Raw genomic sequence first — 23,152 nt, forward strand, 5'->3', positions numbered from 1 at the left:
CAAAGCCTTTTCGATGATAACCACCTGCTGAAGCAGGTGGTTTAGGGGCTGAAAAAAAAAACGCTCATTCAGAGCGTCTTTTCACTGAAACCAGGAATTCTGTTTTAACGAATATAATCAAACAGACTCAGGCCGGTAATTTTAGTGAAAGTGGCCTGTACCGCCTGCAAGGCAGTTTCCTCTTTGGTAATAGCCGTAATAGCTGTCACATAATCAACTTCCACAATACTGGCTTTATGGCTTTTGGTAGCAATTTGCAGATCTTCATTGCCCCCAAAAATACTGTCCAGAATATTGATGTTTCCCCCCACCAAAGACTGGGCAGCACCTATTTTCAGGCTGACATTGTCCAGCTCAACAATGCTGTCTGAGACCTGGGCGGCAAGCACTTTACCGTCAATCCCTGAATTGACCTGATTAATCAGCTCTGTCAACGAATCCAGAATATTGGTTTTTTCCGGCGGCGCCATATCAAACGTGACTTCGCCGCCAACCACTGCGCCTGTCAGCTCAATTTCCAGCCCCGCAAAATTCACCGGCTGGCCAGCCGTGTAATTCCCTGTCGCTGCCGGCGTCGCATTGCCGCCCACATACACCTCATAGGTATCTGGCGCTCCAGGCACTAAGGCCACCCGAACTGAATTATCGGCTGCCGGCAAACCACTGTAGTTGGCACGGAAAAAGCTGTCGTACAGACTCTGATTGGATACATCTACCTGAGCAGCCGTTACGGGGGCTGTCACCGCAGGCGTTGTCGTGGTAAAACGTTTATCCACGCCATCGAACACCTCTTTACCGCTGGCATTTGACGGGATAGTGACGGATAAGCCAACCTGCAGCTCTTTTACCCCTTCATCGCCGCGAAACTCGTACTTGCCGGTGGCACTGTTGTATTCATACGGCTGGGTCTGATCTTTGTAACCGGAAAATAAATAACCGCCTAATTCATCGCGGCTGTTCATCAAATCAAAAATCTGGTCCCGGATGGCTGTCAGCTGGCTGCTCACCGCCTCTCTGTCATCCGGATCGAAAGAGCCATTCCCCAACGACAGGGTCAGAGTCCTGGCCTGCTGAACAGCACTTTTAATGTTACTCAGCACCGTTTCCTGCAACGTCAGGCTGTTTTTAACAGCCTGATTGTTCACCTGAAACTGAGTGGTCTGCTGAATATTCTGTTCCAGCGAAATAGCGCGGGCAGAGCCAGAAGGATCATCGGAAGGCGTCAGGATCCTGGTTTGCTTTTCCAACTGGGCAGACGCTTTCAGCAGGCGCTCCTGGGTTGAAGTAATAGAGTTAATACCTTGGTTATATTGCATATTAAAGGTGATGCGCATGGTTACCTCGTTGCCTGCAACAACGTGTCAAAAATAGATTGCGACGCGGATAAAATTTTAGCCGCTGCAGCATAGGTTTGCTGGAAACGCACTAAATCGGCCGCCTCTTCGTCCATGCTGACACCAGACAGGGATTCATTCCAGGCCGATGTCTGCTCCAACAGTGCAGACTGCGCGCTCAGGTTAATTTTTGCCTGGCTGGTCCGCTCCCCTATATAACCCACCATACTGCCATAAGCCTGAGTGAAGCTTTGATACTTATCGGCATTCGGAATATTTTCTGCAGAAATTCTCACCGTGTCTGAATTTTGCAGCTGCCCCAACAAGAGTCCATTACGGTTGTCTTTAAAACCGCCAACATTGTAATCAATGGTAAAGGTATCGCCTGCGGTCGGTACACCACTGATGGCAAACTCAAAGCCCGCATTGGCAAAAGACGGGAAATTACTTAAAAAATCTTCGTAGTTATTGCTGGGAAAGGTATAAGTTTCAGTGGTGCCGTTATTGTCATTCACTTCGAATTGGTTGCCACCCAAATAGGTAATAGTCAGCGGTTGGCCCGCATTAAAGGTCGAAGGAGCGCTAAGCAGATCCGTGGCACCACCTATACTGCTAACGACCAGTCCTTCAACTTTTGCATTGCCCAGATTACTGTTTGCAGTATCGCCCACCAAAGGTGAAGCCAGTGCTATCGCATTGGGTCTGTTGGTGGCCAGCTGAACATTGGCCGCCGCATCAGCCAAAGGTTTCAGTTCAAACGCATCGCCGGCAGCAAAGGCAGTGCCACCGTTAGTGATGGTAAATTCAAGACCGAATAAATCCTCAGTAGCGGACGAGGTAAAAGTGTAAGGGCCTGCACCAACTAAATTGTACTCGGTCGCTGGAGCTTCAGGTCTGGTGCTGACCACATTCCCGTCTGAATCCAGCGCCTGCACCGTAAACTGAGTGGCATTCGAAAACACCACCTTAAAGTTATTGGCTGGAATTTCCTTTCCAAGTGTCGGTACAAAAGTGCCGGCTACAGTGCCATCGCCGGTGTTTCTGCTTAGTGGCAGACCGGAAAAAGCGGGCAATTTAAAAATATCCTGGCCAATCAGTCCGTCCCCATCCATACCCAGCTTGTTTTGCGTGTTAAAGGCGTCAGCAAACGAAATAGCCAGTTGGCCCAGCTGAAGTTGCGCTGGCTCCAGAATTTCCGACCTGAACTTCAGCAACCCGCCAATTTTACCCCCTATATCATTTTCATCGACGCTGGCGACAATGGTGTTTTTACCGTTGACCTGCAGCTGCAGCGTCTGGCGCTGCGGGTCTGGGTCGCCGGCAATATTAAACAGATTAAACTTACCATCCTCCATCACCAGAGACTGACCCGTGCCCATAAAAATCTGTTTTTCCCCATTGGCAGCATCCAGAACCTGAATATCCATCAGCTCGGACAGCTTGCGAATGGTTTCATCCCTTTTGTCCAGCAAATCCAGCGGCGGTGGCTTGGCCGGATTGGTCCCGTAGTTGAGGATCTCGCGGTTTAGCGTGGCAATGGAATTGATGTAGGAATTCGCTTCTTTCGCGTACACCGCAAGCTGTTCATTCACATAAGTACCCTGGTCCAACACCTGACTGGACAAAGTACTGAATTTGTTTAAAAGCGTCTGAGCGCCTCCAATCACCAGCTGGCGGGCAGCGCTGCTGGACGGGTCATTAATAGCAGTCTGCAGCTGGGTAAATAAATTGGAGATGCCGGTGGAAATGCTGTTGGATGAGTCGGCAAACAAGGAATCAACCCGACCGGCTTCGGAGACGTATTGGCTGGCATACCCCACAGCACTGGTATCACGCCACAGTTGCTTCAGTGCAAAATTATTGACCAGACGTTCCGTAGTCCCCCTGCCAACCCCTAGCCCCAGAATATTGGCTTCAAATTCAGTGCGTTGACGGGTATAACCTTCGGCATTGACGTTCGCAATATTGTTACTGGTGGTAGACAATAGAGCTGCGCTCGACAAAATAGCCGAGGTGCCAATTTTTAATAAGTTATCCGACATACCAGGCTCCAGCTCAGTTCTGCGTTATCGGCAGCGGGTATAATTTCTTTAAGACTTCGTTATTGCAAGCAGGTTTCGTGCCTGTTTAAAAGTATCGCTGTTAAATACAGCCCAGATTTTTTGCGCATAGTTGGGATCAGTCGCATAACCTGCCGCCTGCAATTGCTGAAAATAGGCTTTTGGATTGCTGCTGACCTCCAACGCCTGCTGGTAACGCGGGTTGTTCTGAATAAAGTCAGCATAGTCGTTCAGGCTCTGTTCCGGCGAACTGTAGGCGCGGAATCTCGCTTTCTCTTTCGCTGCAACCCCCTGACGGTATTCCAGGGTGTCGACAACAGCAACATCGCCCTGCCAGCCGTGACTGGCTTTAATACCAAAGAAGTTAAAGCTGTTTTCCCCTTCCCCCGTTTTAAACATACGCTGCCCCCAGCCGGTTTCCAGCGCAGCCTGCGCCAGCAAAGCGAGTGGCTCCAGGCCAAGTTTTGCCGCCGCCTGCTCTGCAGCCGGCAACAACTTGCGGACGAAATCGGCCGGTTCAGTAAAACTCCAGTCATTGGAGTCAGACTCAGCGGGCCCGGATGCTATCACCTGGGGTTCTGCAGTATAAGGCACAGCTTCTGGTAAAGACGAGCTTGGCTTTGCCGCCAGGCTCTGCACGTCATTTGAGCTCTGCACCCTGGCGCCATGCCCCTGAGGCATGTTCAACTGTGTGTGGGCGTCGTCACCGATACGCTTTTTGCTTGCGGGTGGTTTCAGCTGCTGAACTATTAAATCGGCCAGCCCCAGGCTGCCATTTTCAGACAATTCACTCGCCAGCTGTTTGTCGTACATATCACGATAAAACTCGGTGGTCTGGCTGTTCATCAAACCATCGGCTTCGAAGGCTTCATTGGCCTTACGCATACTGGACAGCAGCATGCTCATAAAAATCGACTCAAACTGTTTGGCGGCCTGCTGCAATGCGGCATCGTCATCCTGTGCAGATTTGGCTTTCAGTTGCTGCAGGCTGCCAAGGTCATGGTAATTGACCTGTTGCTCGAGTCGTTTCATTCAGATCACCACTAACTCGCCGTGAATGGCGCCGGCTTCTTTCAGCGCTTCCAGAATAGCCATCAGATCACCCGGCGCCGCCCCTACCGCGTTGACGGTACTGACCAGATCGTCCAGTGTGACACCGGGGTCGAATTTAAACATCCGCGATTTATCTGGCCGCACGTCAATGATGGTGTTTTGCTCTACCGCAGTGTCCCCTCCGGCCAGCGGGTTGGGCTGTACTACTGTCGGATTTTCGGCAATAGTCACGGTCAGGCCACCATGAGTGACAGCGGCAGGAAACAAACGCACGTCTTTCCCTATAACTATGGTACCGGTTCTGGAATTGATAATAATTTTGGCGGATTGGCTGGCAGGTTCCATTTCCAGGTTTTCCAGCGTCGATAAGTAAGACACCCGCTGGTTGATATCACGAGGAGCACGCACTTGAATCGAGGCCGCATCCAGTGCCTGGGCTGTGCCTTCACCAATAAACTGGTTAATGGTTTGCGCCAGGGTTTTGGCCGTGGTGAAGTCTGAGCGGTTCAGATTGAAGGTAATAAAATCCCCTTCAGCAAAAGGCGACTGTACTTCACGTTCGACTATAGCACCATTGGGAATACGCCCAACCGTTGGGGTATTGACCACCACACGGGAACCATCAGCGCCTTCAGCCCCTAACCCGCTGACAATCAGGCTGCCTTGGGCAACGGCATACACATTGCCATCCAACCCCTTTAGAAAGGTTTGCAACAAGGTGCCACCCCGCAGCCCTTTGGCATTGCCCATCGAAGACACCGTAATGTCCAGGGTCTGACCCGGCTTGGCAAAAGCCGGCAGTTCAGCATGCACAGCCACGGCAGCCACGTTTTTTATCTGGGCTTTCATGGTGGGCGGTAAATTAATACCAAAGTTACTCAGCATGGTTTTGAAGCTTTGTTCAGTGAACGGGCTTTGTTCACCTGTCCCTGGCAACCCCACCACTAAGCCATAACCCACCAGCTGATTACTCCGCACCCCTTGTACTGACGCCAGGTCTTTCACCCGGGCCGCCTGCAGCGGTGTACAAAGACTCAGGGCCAACATCACAACAGCAGATTGCAGTAATTTCATCTTGGTTGCTCCGGTCAGAAAGGCCATAACACGCTGGTAAAGAACCGGCTGAGCCATCCTGGGCTTTGTCCGCCATGCGCAGACCCTGTGCCACTGTATTCAATACGGGCATTGGCAATTTTGGTGGAGGCTACAGTGTTCTGAGCGTCGATATCTTCAGCCCGGATCACGCCGGTCAGGCGGATAAACTCTTTGCCTGTATTCAGTGTGACCCATTTCTCTCCCCGGATCACCAGGTTGCCGTTGGCCATCACCCGCAATACATTGACCGAGATATTGCCGGTCAGGCTATTGCTCTGATCCGCTTTCGAATCACCTTTAAAATCGCTGGTGGAGTTGGCACCAAACTGCAGGGTGTTACCCAGCACGCTGACGTCACGGCCCCCCAAACCCACCATAGGGTCAAAGCTCGCCGAGCTGTCTTTGCCAAATTCGGTTTTCGCCTGTTTGCTGGCCTGAGTGTTTTCACGCAACACCACCGTAATAATGTCACCGGGACGACGGGCTTTATTGTCAGAATACAAGCCATTGGACAAGCCTTGCGCAAACAGGGAGCCGTTATTGGAAATAGGCACTGCTTCCGGCTCCGGCGGCAATGGCGCAAACGCCGGATCATCCGGCATGGGCTCTTTAAAGCCTGATGCACAACCCACCACAGATGACAGCACCAAGACACTAAGCAATAGGGCTCGCATGGTTCTACTCCTACAACTGCTGGATGAGGGTTCCCATCATCTGGTCGACGGTGGAAATCACTTTGGAGTTCATTTCATACACCCGCTGGCTTTCAATCAGACTGACCAGCTCTTCGGTGACATTGACGTTGGAGGTTTCCAGCGAGCCCTGTACCAGAATACCGCGGCCTTCCAGTCCGGGAATACCCTGTATCGGATCGCCACTGGCCGCCGTCTGAGTAAACAGGTTCTGGCCCACAGGCTCTAAACCGGCCGGGTTCACAAAATTGGTCAGCGTCAATTGGCCAAGCACGGTGTTTTCCGTTTGCCCGGGCAACCGCACCGACACTTCGCCGTCCTGCGAAATGGTAATGCTTTGAGCATCTTCCGGGATCACTATATTTGGCTGGATTTGATAACCAGCGCCCGAAGTCACCAGATTCCCGTCACTGTCTGTGGTGAACTGCCCATTACGGCTGTAAGAAATAGTGCCATCCGGCATCAACACCTCAAAAAAACCATGGCCCTGGATCATCACATCCAGGCTGTTGTCCGTGGTGATCATATTGCCTTGCGTAAAACTCTTCTGGGTAGCCACCACCTTGGTACCGGCCCCTAACATCAAACCATTGGGCAGTTCTGAGTTTTGTGACGAGCGCCCGCCTGGCTGGTTCACATTCTGATACAGCAAGTCTTCAAAAATAGCCCGGCTCTTCTTAAACCCCACAGTGCTGGCGTTGGCCAGATTGTTGGAAATCACCGAAATATCGCGTTGTTTGGCATCTAAGCCAGTCTTACTGATCCATAAAGCCGGATGCATAAAATCCTCCTGGGCTTAGCCCTAGATTATCCGCATAATCTGGTTATGTTGCCGATCGATCTCTTCGGCGGTTTTCATCATTTTCACCTGCACTTCGAACTGACGCTGCAGGCTGATCATCTGAGTCATTTCACTGACCGCATTCACATTACTGGTTTCCAAAGCACCGCTCTGTACTGTGACTGCGGCATTGGCTTCCGCCAGAGCACCGTCTTTACGTCGGAACAAACCGTCCAGACCTTTTTCTATATCTTCAAACTCTGGGCGAACCAGTTTGATTCGGGCCACAGGTTCCATCACGTTGGCCGGAGCGCCTTGTGGCCTGATACTGATGGTGCCGTCATTACCTATTTCCATTTTCTGAATAGGCAGAGGCAACTGGATCACCCCCTGTTCACCAATCAGTGGCAAGCCGGAGGCCGTTTGCAACACCCCTGTAGGGCTTAATTGCAGGTTACCTGCTCTGGTATAGGCTTCGTTGCCATCCGCATCCTGCACCGCAAACCAGCCCTGACCAGTGACTGCAATATCCAAATCCCGCTCTGTCATGATCAAAGCCCCATCGTCAAAATTTTGACCTGGTCGCTCCGTCAATGAAAACACCCGGGTGGGTAACCCCTCACCGAAGGCCTGCATCGCCCGGGCCTGCTCCAAATCGGCTTTAAAACCTGTGGTGCCGCTGTTGGCCAGGTTATTGGCTTTGATGCTGATGCCATTCATATTCTCTTTGGCACCACTCATCGCGATATAAAGTAAACGGTCCATGGCGGATCTCCTGTTTGCTTACTTCAGTCAAAGCAAGAGCAATGCCACATTTGTAATGTTTTGTTTAGTAAGAGGTTTAAAAAGAAAAAGCCACCCGAAGGTGGCTTTTTGACACGAAATGAATTAGCGGATCTGCAAGATGGTGGTTTGCAGCGTACTGTTCACTTCCAATGCCCTTGAGTTCGCCTGGAAGTTACGCTGTGCGGCAATCAGGTCGACCAGCTCATTGGTCAGATTCACGTTGGATTGCTCCAGCGCTGAGCTGTTTACCGCGCCAAAGGTGCCAGAGTTCGCCTCACCCGCCAAAGCTTCTCCCGACGTCAGGCTCTCTTTCCAGGAGGTGTTACCAATCTGGGTTAAGCCCTGCGGATTGGCAAACTTCACCATCGCGACTTGTGCCAGATAAGTCTGATCGCCATTCGAGTAAGAGGCCATCACCTTACCTGCAGCATCAATATCGACACTGGTTAAACGGCCAACTGTAGTGCCATCCTGGCTCATACTACCTACTTCAAATTTGGACGCGTATTGGGTCGGCGCCCGGGTGCCGGATTCGTCGCGGAACTGAACATTTAAATCACTGGTAAATTGGGCTCCATTAGTCAGGTAACCGTTGACCGGGTTGTTCAAGTCGGCCATAGGTAATACCACGTTTGGAAATGGCGAAACCTGGGGTAAACCATTGGCATCAAAGTCCAAAGTCACAGGACCAATGGCGGCACCAGGTGTCAGCGGGCCACCTGAAGGCGCTGCCGGTACCGCATCATTGTCATCCAACACAACATAAACCTGCCACTCGTTGGTTGGTGCAGCTGGCGCGGGGGGATCATTGCGTCTGAAGTACATCGTCAGCACATGAGGCTCACCCAGACTGTCATAAATAGTGGTGGAGGTGGTCGAGTTATAAGATGCAGAATCCGTTGGGTCAAAAGCCACAGTCGGGTTAGTTTGACGTGCATCCAGGTTCATGGTGACAAACACATTGCTGGACGCCCGTGGCGCACCGGCCGTCGATGGAATTTGAATTGGATTGGTGGTACTCAAACTAACGGACGTCGTATCCCCAGTGGAGGGATCCACAGGGTACCCCTGCAAGAAGTTGCCGTTGTTGTCGGTAATAAAGCTGTTTTTATCCAGTTTAAATGCGCCGGCCCTGGTATAACTCAGCTCGCGGGAACCAATTTCCGGCGACAGGGCAAAAAAACCATCACCGGTGATCGCAAGATCCAGCGAGTTATTGGTAAATTTCAGCGAACCTTGGGAAAACTGCTGCGCCACTTTGGTGGTGGTCGCACCATCACCCACTTTGGTTTTATTGGATGTAAACACAGACGCCGCATACACATCTGCAAATTCAGCGCGGGATTCTTTAAAACCCGTGGTATTCACGTTGGCAATATTGTTTGCCGTGGTGTCGATATCTTTCTGAGCTGCAGCCAGGCCGCTTAACGCTATATTAAAACTCATAATGTCACCTCAACTCTGTGTGCAACTTAGGTCGCGATTTCAATAATGTCAGACAGTTTTTTCTGGCCTTGGCCAAACACATTCAGTACCAAACCCGTGGTAGTGCCATTGCCTAAACTGACGCTGGAGACAGGGGCATACACACCAGTTTCTATCGCTTCATTTTTTCCGCCTATGGTCGCTTCCACAGAGATGGTGTAATTGCCAGCTTTTGCCAGTTCCATCACTGGATTTCCCTTTTCATCCACTTTAGGGGTGCCATCTTCATTGACGGCCTGGGTGTCAGTAGTCCCATCCCACGGCAGCTGCAAACGGCCGGCATCCGCCGAAGGGAGATTGACTGAACGCACCACCACGCCGTTTTCATCTTTAATCTTGATATTGACGTTGGTTGCGGCTGCCGGGAAATTGGCGCTGGCAACCACCACATCATCTTCGCCGCTATAAACCATATCGTCAGACTTCACCAGTACATATTGCCCAACCAAAGATGACGCCTGCAGCGCCTGGCTGGAGTTCATACTGGTGGCGAAGTCTTTAAAGTTGGTATTTAGCGAGGCAATACCATCGGCCATGGTGAAGTTGGTCATCTGCGCAATCATTTGATCGTTTTCGACAGGTTTGGTCGGGTCCTGATAGGCCAACTGCTGTGTCAAAAGCGCAAAAAAATCAGATTGGGTCAGGGCGCCGTTGCTATTGTCTGTGGTGGTCGTTTTGGTATCTGTATTCCAGTACAGATCACTGATACCGTTGTTGTTTACGCTACTCATGCTCTACTCCTTGCTTAGCGCTGACCTAACATCAGGGTACGGCTGACCATTTGTTTGGCGGCGTCAGCCACCTGCACATTGGCTTCATAAGAGCGTGATGCCGAAATCATATTGGCCATCTCTTCCATAATGTTGACATTCGGCTTGTAGATATAGCCCTTGTCATCCGCCATCGGATGATGCGGCGCATACTCCACATTCAGCGGAGCGTCCGACTCGACGATCCCCATCACTTTGACTTTGGCACTTTGTTCACCGTTTTCACCCAATGCCTCCTCCAGCGCTGTGGCAAACACCGGATGACGTGCCCGGTATGTCTCACCAACACTGCTGCTGACGCTGTTGGCGTTGGCCATATTACTGGCCGTGGTGTTCAGACGGACCTGCTGGGCAGACATACCACTGCCCGCAATATCAAAGACGTTGTACATGCTCATTATTGCTGTCCTCCGGTGATGGCTTTTTTCAGGCCACTGATCCGACTATTCAGAAAGTTAAGTGTGCTCTGGTACTCCATGGCATTGCGGGTAAAGGCATTGCGCTCTTCATGAATATCCACAGAGTTACCATCCCCGGTATCGGTCTGGCTTGGCATTCGGTATTGTGCTTCAGCGCGGCGACTGGCGGTGGAAATCTCGAAATGACGGGGATCCGTTCGCCCCAGTTCGCCGCTTTGCCGCGCCTTTGCGCCTTCCAGCGCTGACTGGAAATCCAGATCACGGGCCTTGTAGCCTGGCGTGTCGGCATTGGCGATATTTTCCGCCAATAAAGACGAACGCTGGTCGCGGACTAATAGGGCTTCCGGATGTACGCCAAAGGCTTTTTCGAAACTGATAGCCATAGCTTTATCACCTGCTGTTTACACTGATGGCAAATAGCAAGCAAAACTCGGGCCAAGTGAAGTGTCAGTTTTTCTTGCGGTAGATAATTCCCGGGTTACAACGCAACATCTCAAAGTCATTGTTCAGGCTGGACAGCGACTCCGAAGCCCCGAGAAACAAGTATCCACGCGGGTTCAGCACCTGGGCGAACTGGCGGATAATTTTCGCTTTCACATCGGGGGAAAAATAGATCAGCACATTGCGGCAGAAAATAATATCGAACTTGCCTAACAGGGTATAACTGTCCAGCAGGTTCAGGTGGCGGAAAGAAACGTTACGGCGAACGGCATCTTTTAGCCGCATCATGCCATGACCACTGTCATCAAAAAATTTGCTGCGCCGCTCCGGTGACAAACCACGGGATAAAGCCAGGCCGTCATATTCCGCCTTCTGGCAGTGTTCCAGCATCGCATTGGAAATATCAGTTCCCAGCACAGTGACTCCGCCGGGAAAGGCACCAGGCCTGCTCTGCTGGTATTCCAGCACAGTCATTGAAATGGAATAGGGTTCCTGGCCAGATGAGCTGGCCGCCGACCAGATTTTGACGCTTTTTTGCTCTTTCTCAAATTCAGGCAGAATTTGTTTTTTCAGCAGCTCATAAGGGTAATTATCACGAAACCACAGGGTTTCATTGGTGGTCATTGCATCGATCACAGCGGAACGCAACTGACGCTCGAACGGACTTAAGGTTTTATTCAGCAGTTCAGACAACGACGCCAGACCAAAACGCTGCATTAATGGCGCTAGCCGGCTTTTAACCAAATATTGTTTATTGTCGCCCAGCACAATACCGCATTGCTGTTCGAGAAAATCCCGGAATAAGCGGTACTCACTGTCCTGCAGATCTTTGTTTGCTGCCTGCATAAAGCCCCTAATCTGTGTGCAACCACTTACGAACAGATTCTGCTAACTCATCCGGATTGAATTTAGCAATAAAATCATCCGCACCAACCTTTTGCACCATCTGCTGATTAAATACGCCACTTAACGAGGTATGCAAAATAACATGCAAAGGCTTCAATTTGCTATCAACACGGATTTCTGCAGTTAGGGTGTAGCCGTCCATTTCCGGCATTTCGATATCGGAGATCAGCAAACCTACCTTTTCAGTGACTGAATTCTGACACTGCCCGGCCACTTCCTGCAAAAAGGTTAAAGCTTCCCGGCCATTTTTAACCAGATGCATCTGAACCCCCAAAGTCTCCAAGGCTCGTTTGACCTGATTGCGTGCCACAGCAGAATCATCGGCAATCAGAATAATCCTGTCGCCCAAATCAGTACTAATCCCCTCAGTGACCACATGGCTGCTGATGGTGGTTGGAGATGGCGAGATTTCCTCAAGAATTTTCTCTACATCAATAATTTCGACCAGCTCATTATCAATCTCGGTCACCGCCGTCAGATAACTCTGTTTACCACTGGTGCCTTTTGGCGGTGGCATAATGGCTTCCCAGTTCATATTAATAATGCGGTCCACTGACGCGACCAGAAAGCCCTGCACTGAGCGATTGTATTCGGCGATGATAATAAAGCAGTCTTTGGTGTTTTCGATGGCCCGGCCACCTGTTGCCAGGCTTAAGTCAATGACAGAAATCGTCTGACCACGAATATGGGCTATGCCTTTCACATACTTGTTTCGTTTTGGGATAGCTGTCAGCGGCGGGCACTGCAGCACTTCCCGCACTTTAAATACGTTAATGCCAAAACGCTGCCGGCCATTCAGTCGAAACATCAAAAGCTCCAACCGGTTTTGTCCAACCAGCTGGGTGCGTTGATTGACTGAATCCAGAATACTGGCCATAAAGCACTCCCAAAGGTCTGAAGATGAGTCTGAATAAACAATCAGGCCTGATTCTTGCTTTGTTGTATCAGAACTGGTGATTTTCCAGAAAAATGACTGAAAATTGACATACTTAAGTATGTTATAACCCTTTGCTGATAAAGCATAGCCGAAAGCCTATGAAAATGTACGATAATTTTTTCCGCTGCCCCGGCAAACTCCTGCCGCTGCTGTTGCTGTTTTCTGCTGTTGTGCAGGGGCAAAGCTATAACCCGGAGCAACTGACTGAACTGTCCAGGCAATGGCTGGAAAGCCAGCTGCAGGCTGGTGATAAAGTTGACATCACGGCGCTGGATAGCCGGCTCGGCAGTAAAGACTGCACAGAACCTTTACAGTGGAAGCGGATCGGCAGCAGCCAGACGGTCACCTTGCAACTGAGTTGTGGAGCGCCAAAATGGCAGCTCTATCTGAGTGCCAGAATTGCCCAGACAGTGCAGGCCGTCAGCAGCAGACAAAATATTGCTGCAGGCTCTGTCATTTCAGCCGATATGCTGGAACAGGTTGAAACCGAAGTTCGGTTGAGCAGAGGCTCGCTGGTCAGCGACCCGTCCAGTATAGTGGGCGCCAGGGTTAAACGGAGCTTGTCTGCAGGGCAGGCTATCACGCTTCAGGATCTCTGCCTTGTATGTAAAGGGGATCTGGTTACAATAGTCAGCACTCAGGGTACATTGGAAGTGCAGACCCAAGGCATAGCGCAGCAAGATGCGATTTTGGGTCAACAGGTTGCGATCACCAACAGACACACACAAAAACTCCTGCTGGCTGAAGTAATAGCGGTGAAAAAAGTAGCAATAAAGTTGTAGAATGTCCTAAAGTTTTTTCAGTTGCTGCCGTTAACCAGTGTATGGAACCGGGAAATAGGTGATGAGGTATCAAAATGGCAATTAACGTGAACACTGGCTTGCCAGCCACGCCCCAAGTGAAGGCGGATAAGACTGAGCAGCAAAACCTGCAAAAACAGCAGGTTGTGCAGCAGCAGGCCACACAACAGCAAGTTACAACGGGCTCGGCTACACAAAAGCAGGATTCTGTCTCCCTGACATCTCAGGCACAGCAATTCAGCAAAGCTGCCGACAAAGCGAAAAACAGTTCAGGCATTGATCAGGAAAAAGTTGACCGGATTAAGCAGGATATTGCTGATGGCAAATACAAAATTAATATTGAACAACTGGCACGCCGTATAGTGCAGTTTGAATCGGACTTTTTCGGGAAAAAATGAACGATACCATCCGTCACCTCCTATCCAGCCAACAAGAGCAACTTGAGTTGCTCTTGTTGCTTTTACAGCAGGAATATTCTGCATTAGGCGAACGTCAGGTCGAACAATTGGAAATGCTGTTGCCAGAGAAACAACTCTGCACTGATCGTATTGCCGAATTAGACCGACAACTCAGCCAGCATGAAGACCTGGCCCAACTGAAAACACAAGACTGGTTTCATCAGCAGGTCGCACAACTGCAAAGCCTGCTGGCAGAATGCCGGCAGCAAACACAGGTCAATCAGCAGATTGTCGAACAGAGCCAGGTCGTGATTGCCCGATTAAAGTCTGAATTATTACAAAGCCACGGTCGCTCAGGCTTAACCTACACGGCTAAGGGCAAACCCGCTATTGCCGATAAAGGCCCTGGCATCAAGGCCTGATCACTGGCCTTGATGCTATAAGATTTAGTAGTACTTAACATTTTTAATCCGGCGTGTCGGCTGACTGTTCAGATACAAGTCATAAACCTGTTTAAAATCCAGCTCAAGCTCGGTGGCATAAATATCCCCGACAGGGTAAGTTTTCACCACCCTGGCCCCCCGAATAATACCGGAGACCGACGCATTCAGCTGGTCATCCCCAATCAGCACCTGCTGCATACTGGCTTCAGCATTGATCCGCTGACCATAAACCTGTTCAGCCAACTCCCGATAAGCTTCCAGCTTGGATGCCTTCATCGCCAGCAGCATCCGCTCCTGATCATTGGCCCCAGGTTGCTGACTCATAGGGGCATAGCCTATGGCTTTTAACACCGGAAAGCTTTTGGGCTCGACGGTTTCCCACTCTATATGGCGATCGGCCACCATGCTGCAGCCAGACAGCAGGCTCAGCAGTATGACAGCGACACAGGAACTTTTTTTCATCCCTTTTACCTCAATTGATGATCATCACAGCGCTCTGCCGGTTTTCCATCCATTTCAATGCAGTTTCTGTGCCCAGTTGCCTGCTTCTGATAAAATTTTGCAGACGGCACGGCTTTTGCTTGAGTCTGTCGTTACTAGTTTGAGGTGCATTATGCGTCAATCCACTGTTATTGTTCCGCTGCTTTGCCTGCTGTCGGCCCCGGCAACAGCGGACTGGTATGAAGCAACAGGCCAGGCCGTGATCCGCGGTGCAGACCGTGCTGATGCCAGAGCAGAAGCCGTGCAGGATGCTGTCCGCAAAGCCTTGTTGTATTCCGGCGCATCTGTTCGCAGTGTGCAACAGGTCACCGACGGATTATTGACTCAGGAAACCCTGTTTTTACAGACACAGGGCGAAGTACAGAATGTACAAATCATCTCCGAAACCGAAGAACATGGCTATATTCTGGTCACTATTCGGGCCGATATTTTCCCGGATCAGAAGCAATGCAGCAATGTCCGTCTGAAAAAGCTCCTGATGATCAGCCCCTTTCAGCTCAGTCATCCGGAACAGGCCATAACAGGTCAGTTGTACGAACTGGGAAGCAGCAGTACTCAATTATTTATCCAGAAGCTGCAGGAGTTCTCCCACTCCAGCACCAGCAAACTGTTACCTCAAAGTATCCGTCAAACAGACCTGAGCTATCAGGACCGTCAGGCCCTGCAACGCCAGTATGGCAGTCCTTATTTATTGCGGGCCCGGTTAGAAGACGTGTCCCTGGGAGAGCGGGTAGGTACAAACTGGAGTTTTTGGTCCGACGCCGAGCGAGAGCGTTTCTACCGGCTGGAACTGGAACTGCTGGATATTCAACAGCAAAAACAACTCTTTAGTCAGACTTATCAGACATCCGCTATTTGGGATTTTCAGGACAGAACTGTGATCAGTCCTCACAGCCAGCGTTTCTGGCGCACTGGCTATGGCAAATCTATCGACCGGGTACTGAATGCGGCAGCGCAGGATATAGAAGAGGTATTGCGCTGCGAATCGGTGCAAACTCAGGTCGTACTGGTGGACGCAGAACGTTTGATGCTCAACGCCGGCAGTGCTCAGGGGCTAAAAATCGGTGATGAACTGACAGTGTTGTATCGTCGTCAGCATAAAGACAGCACAGGGCAATGGCAGGATCAGCTGACCATCAGCGATTTAAAACTGAAGATCACCGAATTATCTCATCAGTCCGCCTGGGCTGAAGCTGTGAATGCGGCGTATCTGGCTAATGTGCAGGTTGGCGATTTGGCCAGTCCAGAGCCAGCAAAAAATTAGTGGCCGCCCCAACAGGAATCGAACCTGTAACTGCCCCTTAGGAGGGGGCCGTTATATCCATTTAACTATGGAGCGGTTGCGGCGCAGTCTAACAAACAAAAGCAGGTTTGGGAATTTAACTGAAAAACAAAGCAGCTGTTTTCTTTTTGAAATACAGCTGCTTGGCTAAAAGAACATCAATTATGGCCGCATCTGTTCCAGCACAGAATGCGGTATAAAGACCTGCCCTGCACTGATCACCGCCTGATCCACTGCACTGACCACCCGGGCGTTGATCTGCACGCCTCTGTGGCTGGGCACCAGGGTTCCAACCAGCACATAATCGGCCTGTACTTCACTGCGTAATTTGCTTAAATCACGGGATAATGCATAGTCCCCCTGCTCCCCAATGCGCAGTTTACGGCCCAATTTGTATTCAATGGCCGCCACCTGGTAATCCGGCAGACGGGTGACCAGCGCTTCCGCCATTTGTTGACCCAAGGGGTTGCTTTGTTCGAGCTGGTGATCAAATTCAACAAAACTCACCACAGCCACCCGGCTGCCGGTCAGCTTGTCATTGGCGGCCAGTTTGAACGCCAGTTGCTCAGCATAATCCGATACTTTTTTGTGCCCGGACACAGAGTAAGGCAGAGGCGCCCCCATCAGTCCCGCAGCGCCGCCCCCCTGCTCTGATGGCAAAGTGGCACGAACCGGTCTGAGCTGTTCCGGCACCGGGGTGCCGACTTCTCCTGGCCGTGCCGGTCTTGTGGTGTAGGCCACTATAGCCGGACCCTTTTTACGCTCTTCAGCCAGCAAAGCATCAAATTGCTCAGGCATCGGCTCTGAACTTGCAGGAACTGCTTCAACAAAATCTTGCTGGTACAGCGACTCATCACTGTCCTGGCGAACAGGTTCAGCGTTATTTTGCTGCGCAGTTTGAGGATTGTCGCAATCACAGGTCTGACTGCACCCAGCCAAACCAATCAGCACCAGGGCTGGTAGGATCCACCGCATATCAGCCTCCGGCTTTCAGCAACAGACGCTGAGGCGATTCTGAATGCTGTAATGCATCGCGCACAGCGGCAGGAATAAAGCTTTGGGCTGTGGCTATGACTTTTTTCGACCCCACCGACACCAGCCTGGCATTCACCAATACACCGCCCTGATGCTGTACCATAGTGCCGCCAAGTACATACTCAATAGGTTGCTCCTGTTGCAACTCCAGAAAGTCGCGGCTGTAAGTGAAATCCCCTTGTGGAGTGACCCGGATATAATCTGTGGTTTTGAAATCCACCACAGGCAAACCGAATAAATGCACTTCATGCATAAAACTTTCAGCCAGCTGATTGCCTAACAAGTCTGTCCTGTCCAGCGGCGAATCCAGAAACACAAAACTGGTAACACCAATCACCGACTGCTGACGGGATAAATCCATATTGGCAATCAGATCATGGGTCATCCCCTGAACATAGTGATTCACATTTTGGGCAGGAACCTGCTGATGTGCCTGCTGCAAAGCCCGTTGCTGCAACCGGGTCGCCTGATAACTTTGCGCACTGTACACCGGCGTGACAAAACCACCGGATGGGTCGGTCTGGGTCGCCGCCGGAATCAAGCCTGAGGTGGCCATGCCTTCGGTGGTCTGCACTTCATCACTGGTTCCATAATTCAGCCCAGTGCTACAACCAGCCATCATAGCTGCCGTCAGCAGTAACATGAGCGGGGTTTTGCCTGTGAAAGTCATCATTAGTACTCCAACCTGTATAATCTGTCCTGCCGCATCCGCACTTTTTCATTCTGATCAAAGGCCAGCTGCGGGATCAGATTCGATGCGGCAGCCACCACTCTGTTGCGTTCTGTATCGACCAGTTTGGCATTCACTGTAGTGTCGTAATCACCTTGTGTCATAGTACCAGCGATGACAAAACGCACCTGCTGCTGCTGTGCCAGCTCAGCCAGTTCACGGCTCAGGCCCTGTTCGTGCTGGGAATACAGACTAATTTGCTCTGTTGAACGTAGTTCAACCACCTGATACCCCAGCTGGCTGGCCACCGTCTGCATGCTTTCCTGCAACTGCAACCCTAACTGCCGGAAACGGAAATGATAAGGTTCAGGTTGGAGTGTGTCGGCGTCAACAAAAGTCACCACAGCCACCTGTCCCAGCGCTATCGGACCCAGCTCAGCAAACAGCTGGTCGGCCAGGCGTTCGGTGTAATACAGCAGCGGCTGCTCGGCCTTTTTGGGCGCAGACGCAGCGGCATGACCGGCAGTTTCCTGCCCATCCGGCAATAAACTGCAGCCTGTTAACAGGCACACACTCAATAGACTCGCTCTGTAGAACACAGCACACCTCAGCAGGGGCAATAAAAAATTGGCACTTGTAGTGGATGCAGCAAAAAAAATGCCAGCTTGTTGCCGGCATCTTGACTAAATAGCGATTGGCGCCTTAATGGCAGGATGTGCCTGGTAATTGAGCAGCTCAAAATCGTCAAAGCGAAAGGCAAATAAGTCCGTGACGGCCGGGTTTAACCGCATCTGAGGCAACGGAAAAGGTTCACGGCTCAGTTGCTCCTTCACCTGCTCCATATGATTGCTGTACAAATGGGCATCACCCAGGGTATGGACAAAATCGCCAGGTTCTAAACCACAAACCTGTGCAATCATCAGAGTCAGCAACGCATAGCTGGCAATATTGAAGGGCACACCGAGGAAAATATCGGCACTGCGCTGGTACAGCTGGCAGGACAGGCGGCCACTATGCACATAAAACTGAAACAGGGTGTGGCAAGGGGGCAACGCCTGCTTCCCCAAAGCAGCATTGGCGCTTGGGCTGATACGGGTGTCTGGCAACACAGCCGGGTTCCATGCGCTGACTATCAGCCGGCGTGAATCGGGATTGGTTTGAATGTCGTGCAACAATTGGCTGATTTGATCAATGACCCGACCATCGTGGCTGAGCCAGCTGCGCCATTGTGCGCCGTACACTGGCCCCAACTCGCCTTCCGGCGTTGCCCATTCGTCCCAAATGGTCACGTTATGGTCATTCAGGTATTTGATATTGGTCTCACCTTTAAGAAACCACAACAACTCATGAATGATGGAACGCAGATGGCACTTTTTGGTGGTCACCAGCGGAAAGCCATCCGCCAGATTAAACCGCATCTGGTAGCCAAACACACTTAAGGTCCCTGTGCCGGTGCGGTCAGATTTCTGATGGCCCTGCTCCAGCACATGGCGCATTAAATCATGGTACTGCTTCATGCTTTTGCTCCTTGCCCGGCTTCACGTCTGTACCCCCACAGAATCAATGCTGCACCGGCCAGCATCATCGGGATACAAAGCCACTGCCCCATCGACATGCCCAGCGACAATAAACCTAAATGGGCGTCCGGCTCGCGGAAAAACTCTATGGTAAAGCGTCCAACACCATAGCCCAGCAGGAACAGCCCTCCGACATTACCGGCTGGTGGATTTTTACCTTTGTACCACTGCAGCAGAATAAACAACAGGATGCCTTCTGCGACCAGTTCGTACAGCTGCGACGGGTGGCGCGGTAACATACCGGCGTTTGGGAATAAGACGCCCCAGGGCACATCGGTGGTACGACCCCACAACTCACCATTGATAAAATTGCCTAAACGGCCAAATGCCAGACCCAGAGGCAACAAAGGCACCACAAAGTCACCTAAGGCCAAAAACTTTTTCTGGTTGCGTCGGGCAAACCAAGCCATCGCAGCCAATACACCGAGTACGCCGCCATGAAACGACATGCCACCTTCCCAGGTGCGGAATAAATACAAAGGATCGGCCAAAAAAGCACTGAAGTTATAAAAGAGTACATAACCGACACGGCCACCGACTATCACCCCTAAAAAGCCATAAAACATCAGGTCACTGACCTGATCGCGGGTCCAGCCTGAACCGGCTTTGTCTGCCTGTCGGTTAGCCAGCCAGTTGGCCAGCACAAAGGCAATCACATACATCAGACCATACCAGCGCACACTGACCGGCCCCAGGCTGAAGATCACCGGGTCAATCTGCGGAAACATAATATACTGCTCAGGCATTCGTTATCCTATGGTGGTTATTCTCGGGGAAGTGCCCCAGTGGCAGGGGCTGAATTCTAACGACTATTGAACCATCAGGCACGTAATTGGTTCAATAAATGTTTTTGGTCCAGGAAACGCTGAATATGCTGCCGTACCTGCTTGGGTGACTGGCAGGCCAGGATCTCCGGCAACAACAGTTGCAGTTCAGACAAGTGTACCCGCCGCAACAACCATTTAATTTTGGCCAGGTTGCTGGTGTTCATACTGAATTTGTCATACCCCATGGCCGCCAGGATCAAGACGCCGGCAGGCTCACCAGCCAGTTCACCACAGACACTGACAGGAAACTGCAGTGCCTGGCTTTGCAGACACAACTGATGCAAAGCACGCAATACGGCCGGGTGCATTGCGTCATACAAACTGGCCACCCGCGGGTTATTGCGATCCACCGCCAGTAAATACTGGGTTAAGTCATTGGTGCCTATTGAGCAGAAGTCCACTTTACGGGCCAGCTCAGGCAATTGATACATAATGGACGGCACTTCCACCATCACCCCAACCTTGGCTTTGGGCAGTTGCACCTCTGTACCGGCCAGCTCATCGGCCACTTCAAAACTGGCTTGTTTAATCAGTCGCAGCGCCTCATCCACCTCCGCCAGGTCAGAAATCATCGGCAGCAGAATATGCAAATTACCCTGACCAATATTGGCTTTGAGCATGGCACGAATTTGTACCAGAAAAATTTCCGGGTGATCCAGGGTCAGCCGAATGCCACGCCAGCCTAAAAAAGGGTTCTCTTCACTGATCGGAAAATACGGCAAGGGTTTATCGCCGCCGACATCCAATGTGCGCATCACTACCGCCTGACCAGGCTGCGTCGCCAGTACTGTTCTATACAACTCGACCTGCTCAGCTTCAGTGGGAAAACGGGTGCGTACAATAAAAGGGTATTCAGTCCGGTACAGGCCTATGCCATCCGTGTGAGATGGGTGTGTCGTTTCAAGGTCAATGGCCAAGCCCGCGTTGATCATCAGGCTGAACCGGCCACCACAGGCACTTTGCGCCGGCAAATGCATTTCAGACTGGTACTGGGCGCTCAGCTGTGCATCTTCGCTGATCAGTGTCTGGTATTCGGCCAGAATAGGGTCCGCTGGTGCCATTAAAATTTGGCCGCGGTAACCATCCACAATCAGCAACTGCTCCTGCCAATGGAACAGCGGCAATTCATCGGCGCCCATCACAGCCGGAATCCCCAAAGCACGCGCCATAATAGCGGCGTGTGAATTCACTGAACCTTTCAGCGACACAATGCCTACCAGCTGAGGGCGAGGAATTTCAGCCAGCATAGTAGCCGTGACATTTTCAGCCACCAGCACCACTTTTTCCGGCAACTTGTGATGACGCTGCTCTGTATCCAGCAAATGATTCAGTACCCGCTGACCCAAATCGCGGATGTCGGTACCACGCTCGCGCAGGTAAGGGTCGTCCATATCGTCAAACTGACGGGCAAATTTTTCCACCACCCGTTTCAGCGCACTTTTAGCGCACCAGCCTTCATGAATTTGCGCTTCAATTTCATTGCCCAGGCTGGCGGCTTCCAGCAACTGGTGGTAGACGTCGAAAATGGCCAAAGCATCGGCTGGCAAATGCGTACTCATCCGCTCCGCCAACCGGTTAAACTCGGCTTTGGTAATTTTGACCGCTTTATAAAAACGCGACAGCTCTTTTTCCGGATCATCCGTTTTGCGCAATGAAATATCGTCAAAGTCACTGGACGGTTCCATCACATAACCTTCGCCAATGGCAATGCCTGGCGCGCCAGGTAAGCCCTGTAACTGGCCTGTGACTTTTTGCTGGCTGGAACTCTGGCTGATCGACTGGCGCATTTCTGCATTGACCAGCACGGAAGCCAGCTGCACACCCAGGGTGACCAGAAAAGATTCTTCGTCTTCACTGAACACCCGGTTTTCTGCCTGCTGAATGGTCAACACACCGAGCACTTTGCGGTGGTGAATAATAGGACAACCCAAAAAAGCAGAAAACTTTTCTTCACTGACTTCAGGAGTGACTTTAAAACGGGGGTGTAAATGAGCCTGGGCCAAATTGATCGGCTCTTCACGCTGACCAACCCAACCGATAAGACCTTCGGAAAAACCAATGCTGATGCTGCCGACAGCTTCAGGATTCAGGCCATCTGTGGCCATCAACGTAAACTGCTGCTGCTGGTAGTCGGCCAGATACACAGAGCAGCATTCTGTATTTAATGCACGTTTAACGTTCGAAACCAAGCCAGCCAGTGCTTTATTCAGTACCGGCTCCTGCGCCACATCCTGCACTATGCGCCTTAACTGGCTTAGCATACCTCTCTCCCGATTAAACCCGCTTTTTTACTTCCTTTTTCATGGACGGCAACGCTATAGGGGCAAACTCTTTCATCACTTTGCGATAAACCTCACGTTTAAACGCAACGACTTGCCGCACCGGATACCAGTAACTGACCCAGCGCCAGTCATCGAATTCCGGATGCGAAGTTTTTTTCAGATCCACATCTTCATCTTTGCAGGTCAGACGCAGTAAAAACCATTTCTGCTTCTGTCCTATACACACAGGATTGCTGTCACGGCGAATTAAGCGTTTCGGCAGTTTGTAACGCAGCCAGTGTTTGGTGACTGCGATAATTTCCACGTCCTGGGGACGTAGTCCCACTTCTTCATTCAATTCCCGAAACATCGCTTGTTCCGGGGTTTCACCGTCGTCTATACCACCCTGTGGATATTGCCAGGAATGCTGACCGTATCTGCGAGCCCAAAACACCTGTCCCTGGTGATTGTAAATAACGATGCCGACGTTGGCTCTAAAGCCTTCCGCGTCGATCACACAAACCTCAAGCTAAGCTACAGCTGATGTTCATCGATTCTTTCATAAAGTCCTCAGATCGGCAAACTGTATTTTTGCACCA

At 51.1% G+C, this 23,152-nt stretch carries 25 protein-coding genes and 1 tRNA gene; 4 read left to right on the forward strand and 22 right to left on the reverse strand.

The window, feature by feature from the left end:
- Positions 1 to 104: 104 nt before the first annotated feature.
- The 13 genes from flgL to WKJ04_RS12175 form a co-directional block, all read right to left on the reverse strand.
- Positions 105 to 1,334 carry a flagellar hook-associated protein FlgL gene (gene flgL, locus WKJ04_RS12115; protein ID WP_337880651.1) on the reverse strand — a complete coding sequence of 410 codons (1,230 nt, stop codon included), beginning with the start codon at positions 1,332 to 1,334 and terminating at the stop codon, positions 105 to 107.
- A gap of 2 nt (positions 1,335 to 1,336) precedes the next feature.
- Positions 1,337 to 3,376 (reverse strand): flagellar hook-associated protein FlgK, encoded by a 2,040-nt coding sequence (gene flgK / locus WKJ04_RS12120; protein WP_337841127.1) that lies wholly within the window; start codon positions 3,374 to 3,376, stop codon positions 1,337 to 1,339.
- 48 nt (positions 3,377 to 3,424) lie between these two features.
- Positions 3,425 to 4,426, reverse strand: a complete 1,002-nt coding sequence (flgJ, locus tag WKJ04_RS12125) for a flagellar assembly peptidoglycan hydrolase FlgJ (protein ID WP_337880652.1) — start codon at positions 4,424 to 4,426, stop codon at positions 3,425 to 3,427.
- Entirely contained in the window at positions 4,427 to 5,521 is a 1,095-nt protein-coding gene (locus WKJ04_RS12130) for a flagellar basal body P-ring protein FlgI (RefSeq protein ID WP_337880653.1), read from the reverse strand. It abuts the gene before it with no gap.
- A 14-nt stretch (positions 5,522 to 5,535) separates the two neighbouring features.
- Positions 5,536 to 6,216, reverse strand: coding sequence for a flagellar basal body L-ring protein FlgH (gene flgH, locus WKJ04_RS12135; protein WP_337841130.1), 681 nt, complete (start codon positions 6,214 to 6,216; stop codon positions 5,536 to 5,538).
- A gap of 10 nt (positions 6,217 to 6,226) precedes the next feature.
- Positions 6,227 to 7,015: a flagellar basal-body rod protein FlgG gene (gene flgG, locus WKJ04_RS12140; RefSeq protein ID WP_337841131.1), complete on the reverse strand. Its 789-nt coding sequence runs from the start codon at positions 7,013 to 7,015 to the stop codon at positions 6,227 to 6,229.
- A gap of 21 nt (positions 7,016 to 7,036) precedes the next feature.
- Entirely contained in the window at positions 7,037 to 7,780 is a 744-nt protein-coding gene (locus tag WKJ04_RS12145; protein WP_337841132.1) for a flagellar basal body rod protein FlgF, read from the reverse strand.
- Positions 7,781 to 7,903: 123 nt separating this feature from the next.
- The gene (gene flgE / locus WKJ04_RS12150; RefSeq protein WP_337880654.1) at positions 7,904 to 9,247 is read right to left on the reverse strand and encodes a flagellar hook protein FlgE; all 1,344 of its coding nucleotides are present in this window, start codon (positions 9,245 to 9,247) and stop codon (positions 7,904 to 7,906) included.
- A gap of 26 nt (positions 9,248 to 9,273) precedes the next feature.
- Positions 9,274 to 10,017: a flagellar hook assembly protein FlgD gene (locus WKJ04_RS12155; RefSeq protein WP_337880655.1), complete on the reverse strand. Its 744-nt coding sequence runs from the start codon at positions 10,015 to 10,017 to the stop codon at positions 9,274 to 9,276.
- Between the two features lie 14 nt (positions 10,018 to 10,031).
- Positions 10,032 to 10,454, reverse strand: coding sequence for a flagellar basal body rod protein FlgC (gene flgC, locus WKJ04_RS12160; RefSeq protein ID WP_337841135.1), 423 nt, complete (start codon positions 10,452 to 10,454; stop codon positions 10,032 to 10,034).
- Positions 10,454 to 10,858, reverse strand: a complete 405-nt coding sequence (gene flgB, locus WKJ04_RS12165; RefSeq protein ID WP_337880656.1) for a flagellar basal body rod protein FlgB — start codon at positions 10,856 to 10,858, stop codon at positions 10,454 to 10,456. The genes flgC and flgB overlap by 1 nt, the downstream gene beginning before the upstream one ends.
- A 64-nt stretch (positions 10,859 to 10,922) precedes the next feature.
- Positions 10,923 to 11,762 (reverse strand): protein-glutamate O-methyltransferase CheR, encoded by an 840-nt coding sequence (locus WKJ04_RS12170; RefSeq protein ID WP_337841137.1) that lies wholly within the window; start codon positions 11,760 to 11,762, stop codon positions 10,923 to 10,925.
- A gap of 7 nt (positions 11,763 to 11,769) precedes the next feature.
- Complete coding sequence (locus WKJ04_RS12175) at positions 11,770 to 12,699, reverse strand: chemotaxis protein (protein WP_337841138.1); 930 nt, start codon at positions 12,697 to 12,699, stop codon at positions 11,770 to 11,772.
- 158 nt (positions 12,700 to 12,857) lie between these two features.
- On the opposite strand from WKJ04_RS12175, the gene flgA reads away from it, so the two are divergent.
- From flgA to flgN, 3 genes are all read left to right on the forward strand, one after another.
- Entirely contained in the window at positions 12,858 to 13,541 is a 684-nt protein-coding gene (gene flgA / locus WKJ04_RS12180; RefSeq protein WP_337880657.1) for a flagellar basal body P-ring formation chaperone FlgA, read from the forward strand.
- A 74-nt stretch (positions 13,542 to 13,615) separates the two neighbouring features.
- Complete coding sequence (gene flgM, locus WKJ04_RS12185; protein ID WP_337841140.1) at positions 13,616 to 13,957, forward strand: flagellar biosynthesis anti-sigma factor FlgM; 342 nt, start codon at positions 13,616 to 13,618, stop codon at positions 13,955 to 13,957.
- The gene (gene flgN / locus WKJ04_RS12190) at positions 13,954 to 14,379 is read left to right on the forward strand and encodes a flagellar export chaperone FlgN (protein ID WP_337880658.1); all 426 of its coding nucleotides are present in this window, start codon (positions 13,954 to 13,956) and stop codon (positions 14,377 to 14,379) included. Before flgM ends, flgN begins: the two co-directional genes overlap by 4 nt.
- A 24-nt stretch (positions 14,380 to 14,403) precedes the next feature.
- Here the strand turns inward: flgN and WKJ04_RS12195 are convergent, their stop codons facing one another.
- Entirely contained in the window at positions 14,404 to 14,862 is a 459-nt protein-coding gene (locus tag WKJ04_RS12195; RefSeq protein ID WP_337880659.1) for a flagellar biosynthesis protein FlgP, read from the reverse strand.
- A 151-nt stretch (positions 14,863 to 15,013) separates the two neighbouring features.
- On the opposite strand from WKJ04_RS12195, the gene WKJ04_RS12200 reads away from it, so the two are divergent.
- Entirely contained in the window at positions 15,014 to 16,165 is a 1,152-nt protein-coding gene (locus WKJ04_RS12200; RefSeq protein ID WP_337880660.1) for a flagellar assembly protein T N-terminal domain-containing protein, read from the forward strand.
- Here WKJ04_RS12200 and WKJ04_RS12205 read toward each other — a convergent pair.
- The 8 genes from WKJ04_RS12205 to rppH form a co-directional block, all read right to left on the reverse strand.
- Positions 16,166 to 16,240, reverse strand: a tRNA-Arg gene (locus tag WKJ04_RS12205). It abuts the gene before it with no gap.
- A gap of 105 nt (positions 16,241 to 16,345) precedes the next feature.
- Positions 16,346 to 17,158 (reverse strand): FlgO family outer membrane protein, encoded by an 813-nt coding sequence (locus tag WKJ04_RS12210; protein ID WP_337880661.1) that lies wholly within the window; start codon positions 17,156 to 17,158, stop codon positions 16,346 to 16,348.
- A gap of 1 nt (position 17,159) precedes the next feature.
- A complete protein-coding gene (locus WKJ04_RS12215) occupies positions 17,160 to 17,891 on the reverse strand; it encodes a FlgO family outer membrane protein (RefSeq protein ID WP_337880662.1) in 732 nt (243 codons plus the stop codon).
- The gene (locus WKJ04_RS12220) at positions 17,891 to 18,460 is read right to left on the reverse strand and encodes a FlgO family outer membrane protein (RefSeq protein WP_337880730.1); all 570 of its coding nucleotides are present in this window, start codon (positions 18,458 to 18,460) and stop codon (positions 17,891 to 17,893) included. Before WKJ04_RS12220 ends, WKJ04_RS12215 begins: the two co-directional genes overlap by 1 nt.
- A gap of 111 nt (positions 18,461 to 18,571) precedes the next feature.
- Positions 18,572 to 19,405, reverse strand: a complete 834-nt coding sequence (locus WKJ04_RS12225; protein ID WP_337880663.1) for a thymidylate synthase — start codon at positions 19,403 to 19,405, stop codon at positions 18,572 to 18,574.
- Positions 19,402 to 20,211, reverse strand: coding sequence for a prolipoprotein diacylglyceryl transferase (gene lgt / locus WKJ04_RS12230; RefSeq protein ID WP_337880664.1), 810 nt, complete (start codon positions 20,209 to 20,211; stop codon positions 19,402 to 19,404). The genes WKJ04_RS12225 and lgt overlap by 4 nt, the downstream gene beginning before the upstream one ends.
- Positions 20,212 to 20,285: 74 nt before the next feature.
- Positions 20,286 to 22,553: a phosphoenolpyruvate--protein phosphotransferase gene (gene ptsP, locus WKJ04_RS12235; RefSeq protein ID WP_337880665.1), complete on the reverse strand. Its 2,268-nt coding sequence runs from the start codon at positions 22,551 to 22,553 to the stop codon at positions 20,286 to 20,288.
- Between the two features lie 13 nt (positions 22,554 to 22,566).
- Positions 22,567 to 23,070 carry an RNA pyrophosphohydrolase gene (rppH, locus tag WKJ04_RS12240; protein ID WP_337841150.1) on the reverse strand — a complete coding sequence of 168 codons (504 nt, stop codon included), beginning with the start codon at positions 23,068 to 23,070 and terminating at the stop codon, positions 22,567 to 22,569.
- Positions 23,071 to 23,152: the final 82 nt, after the last annotated feature.

Source organism: Rheinheimera sp. (assembly GCF_037442345.1).
In the GTDB taxonomy this organism is placed as follows: Bacteria; Pseudomonadota; Gammaproteobacteria; order Enterobacterales; family Alteromonadaceae; genus Pararheinheimera.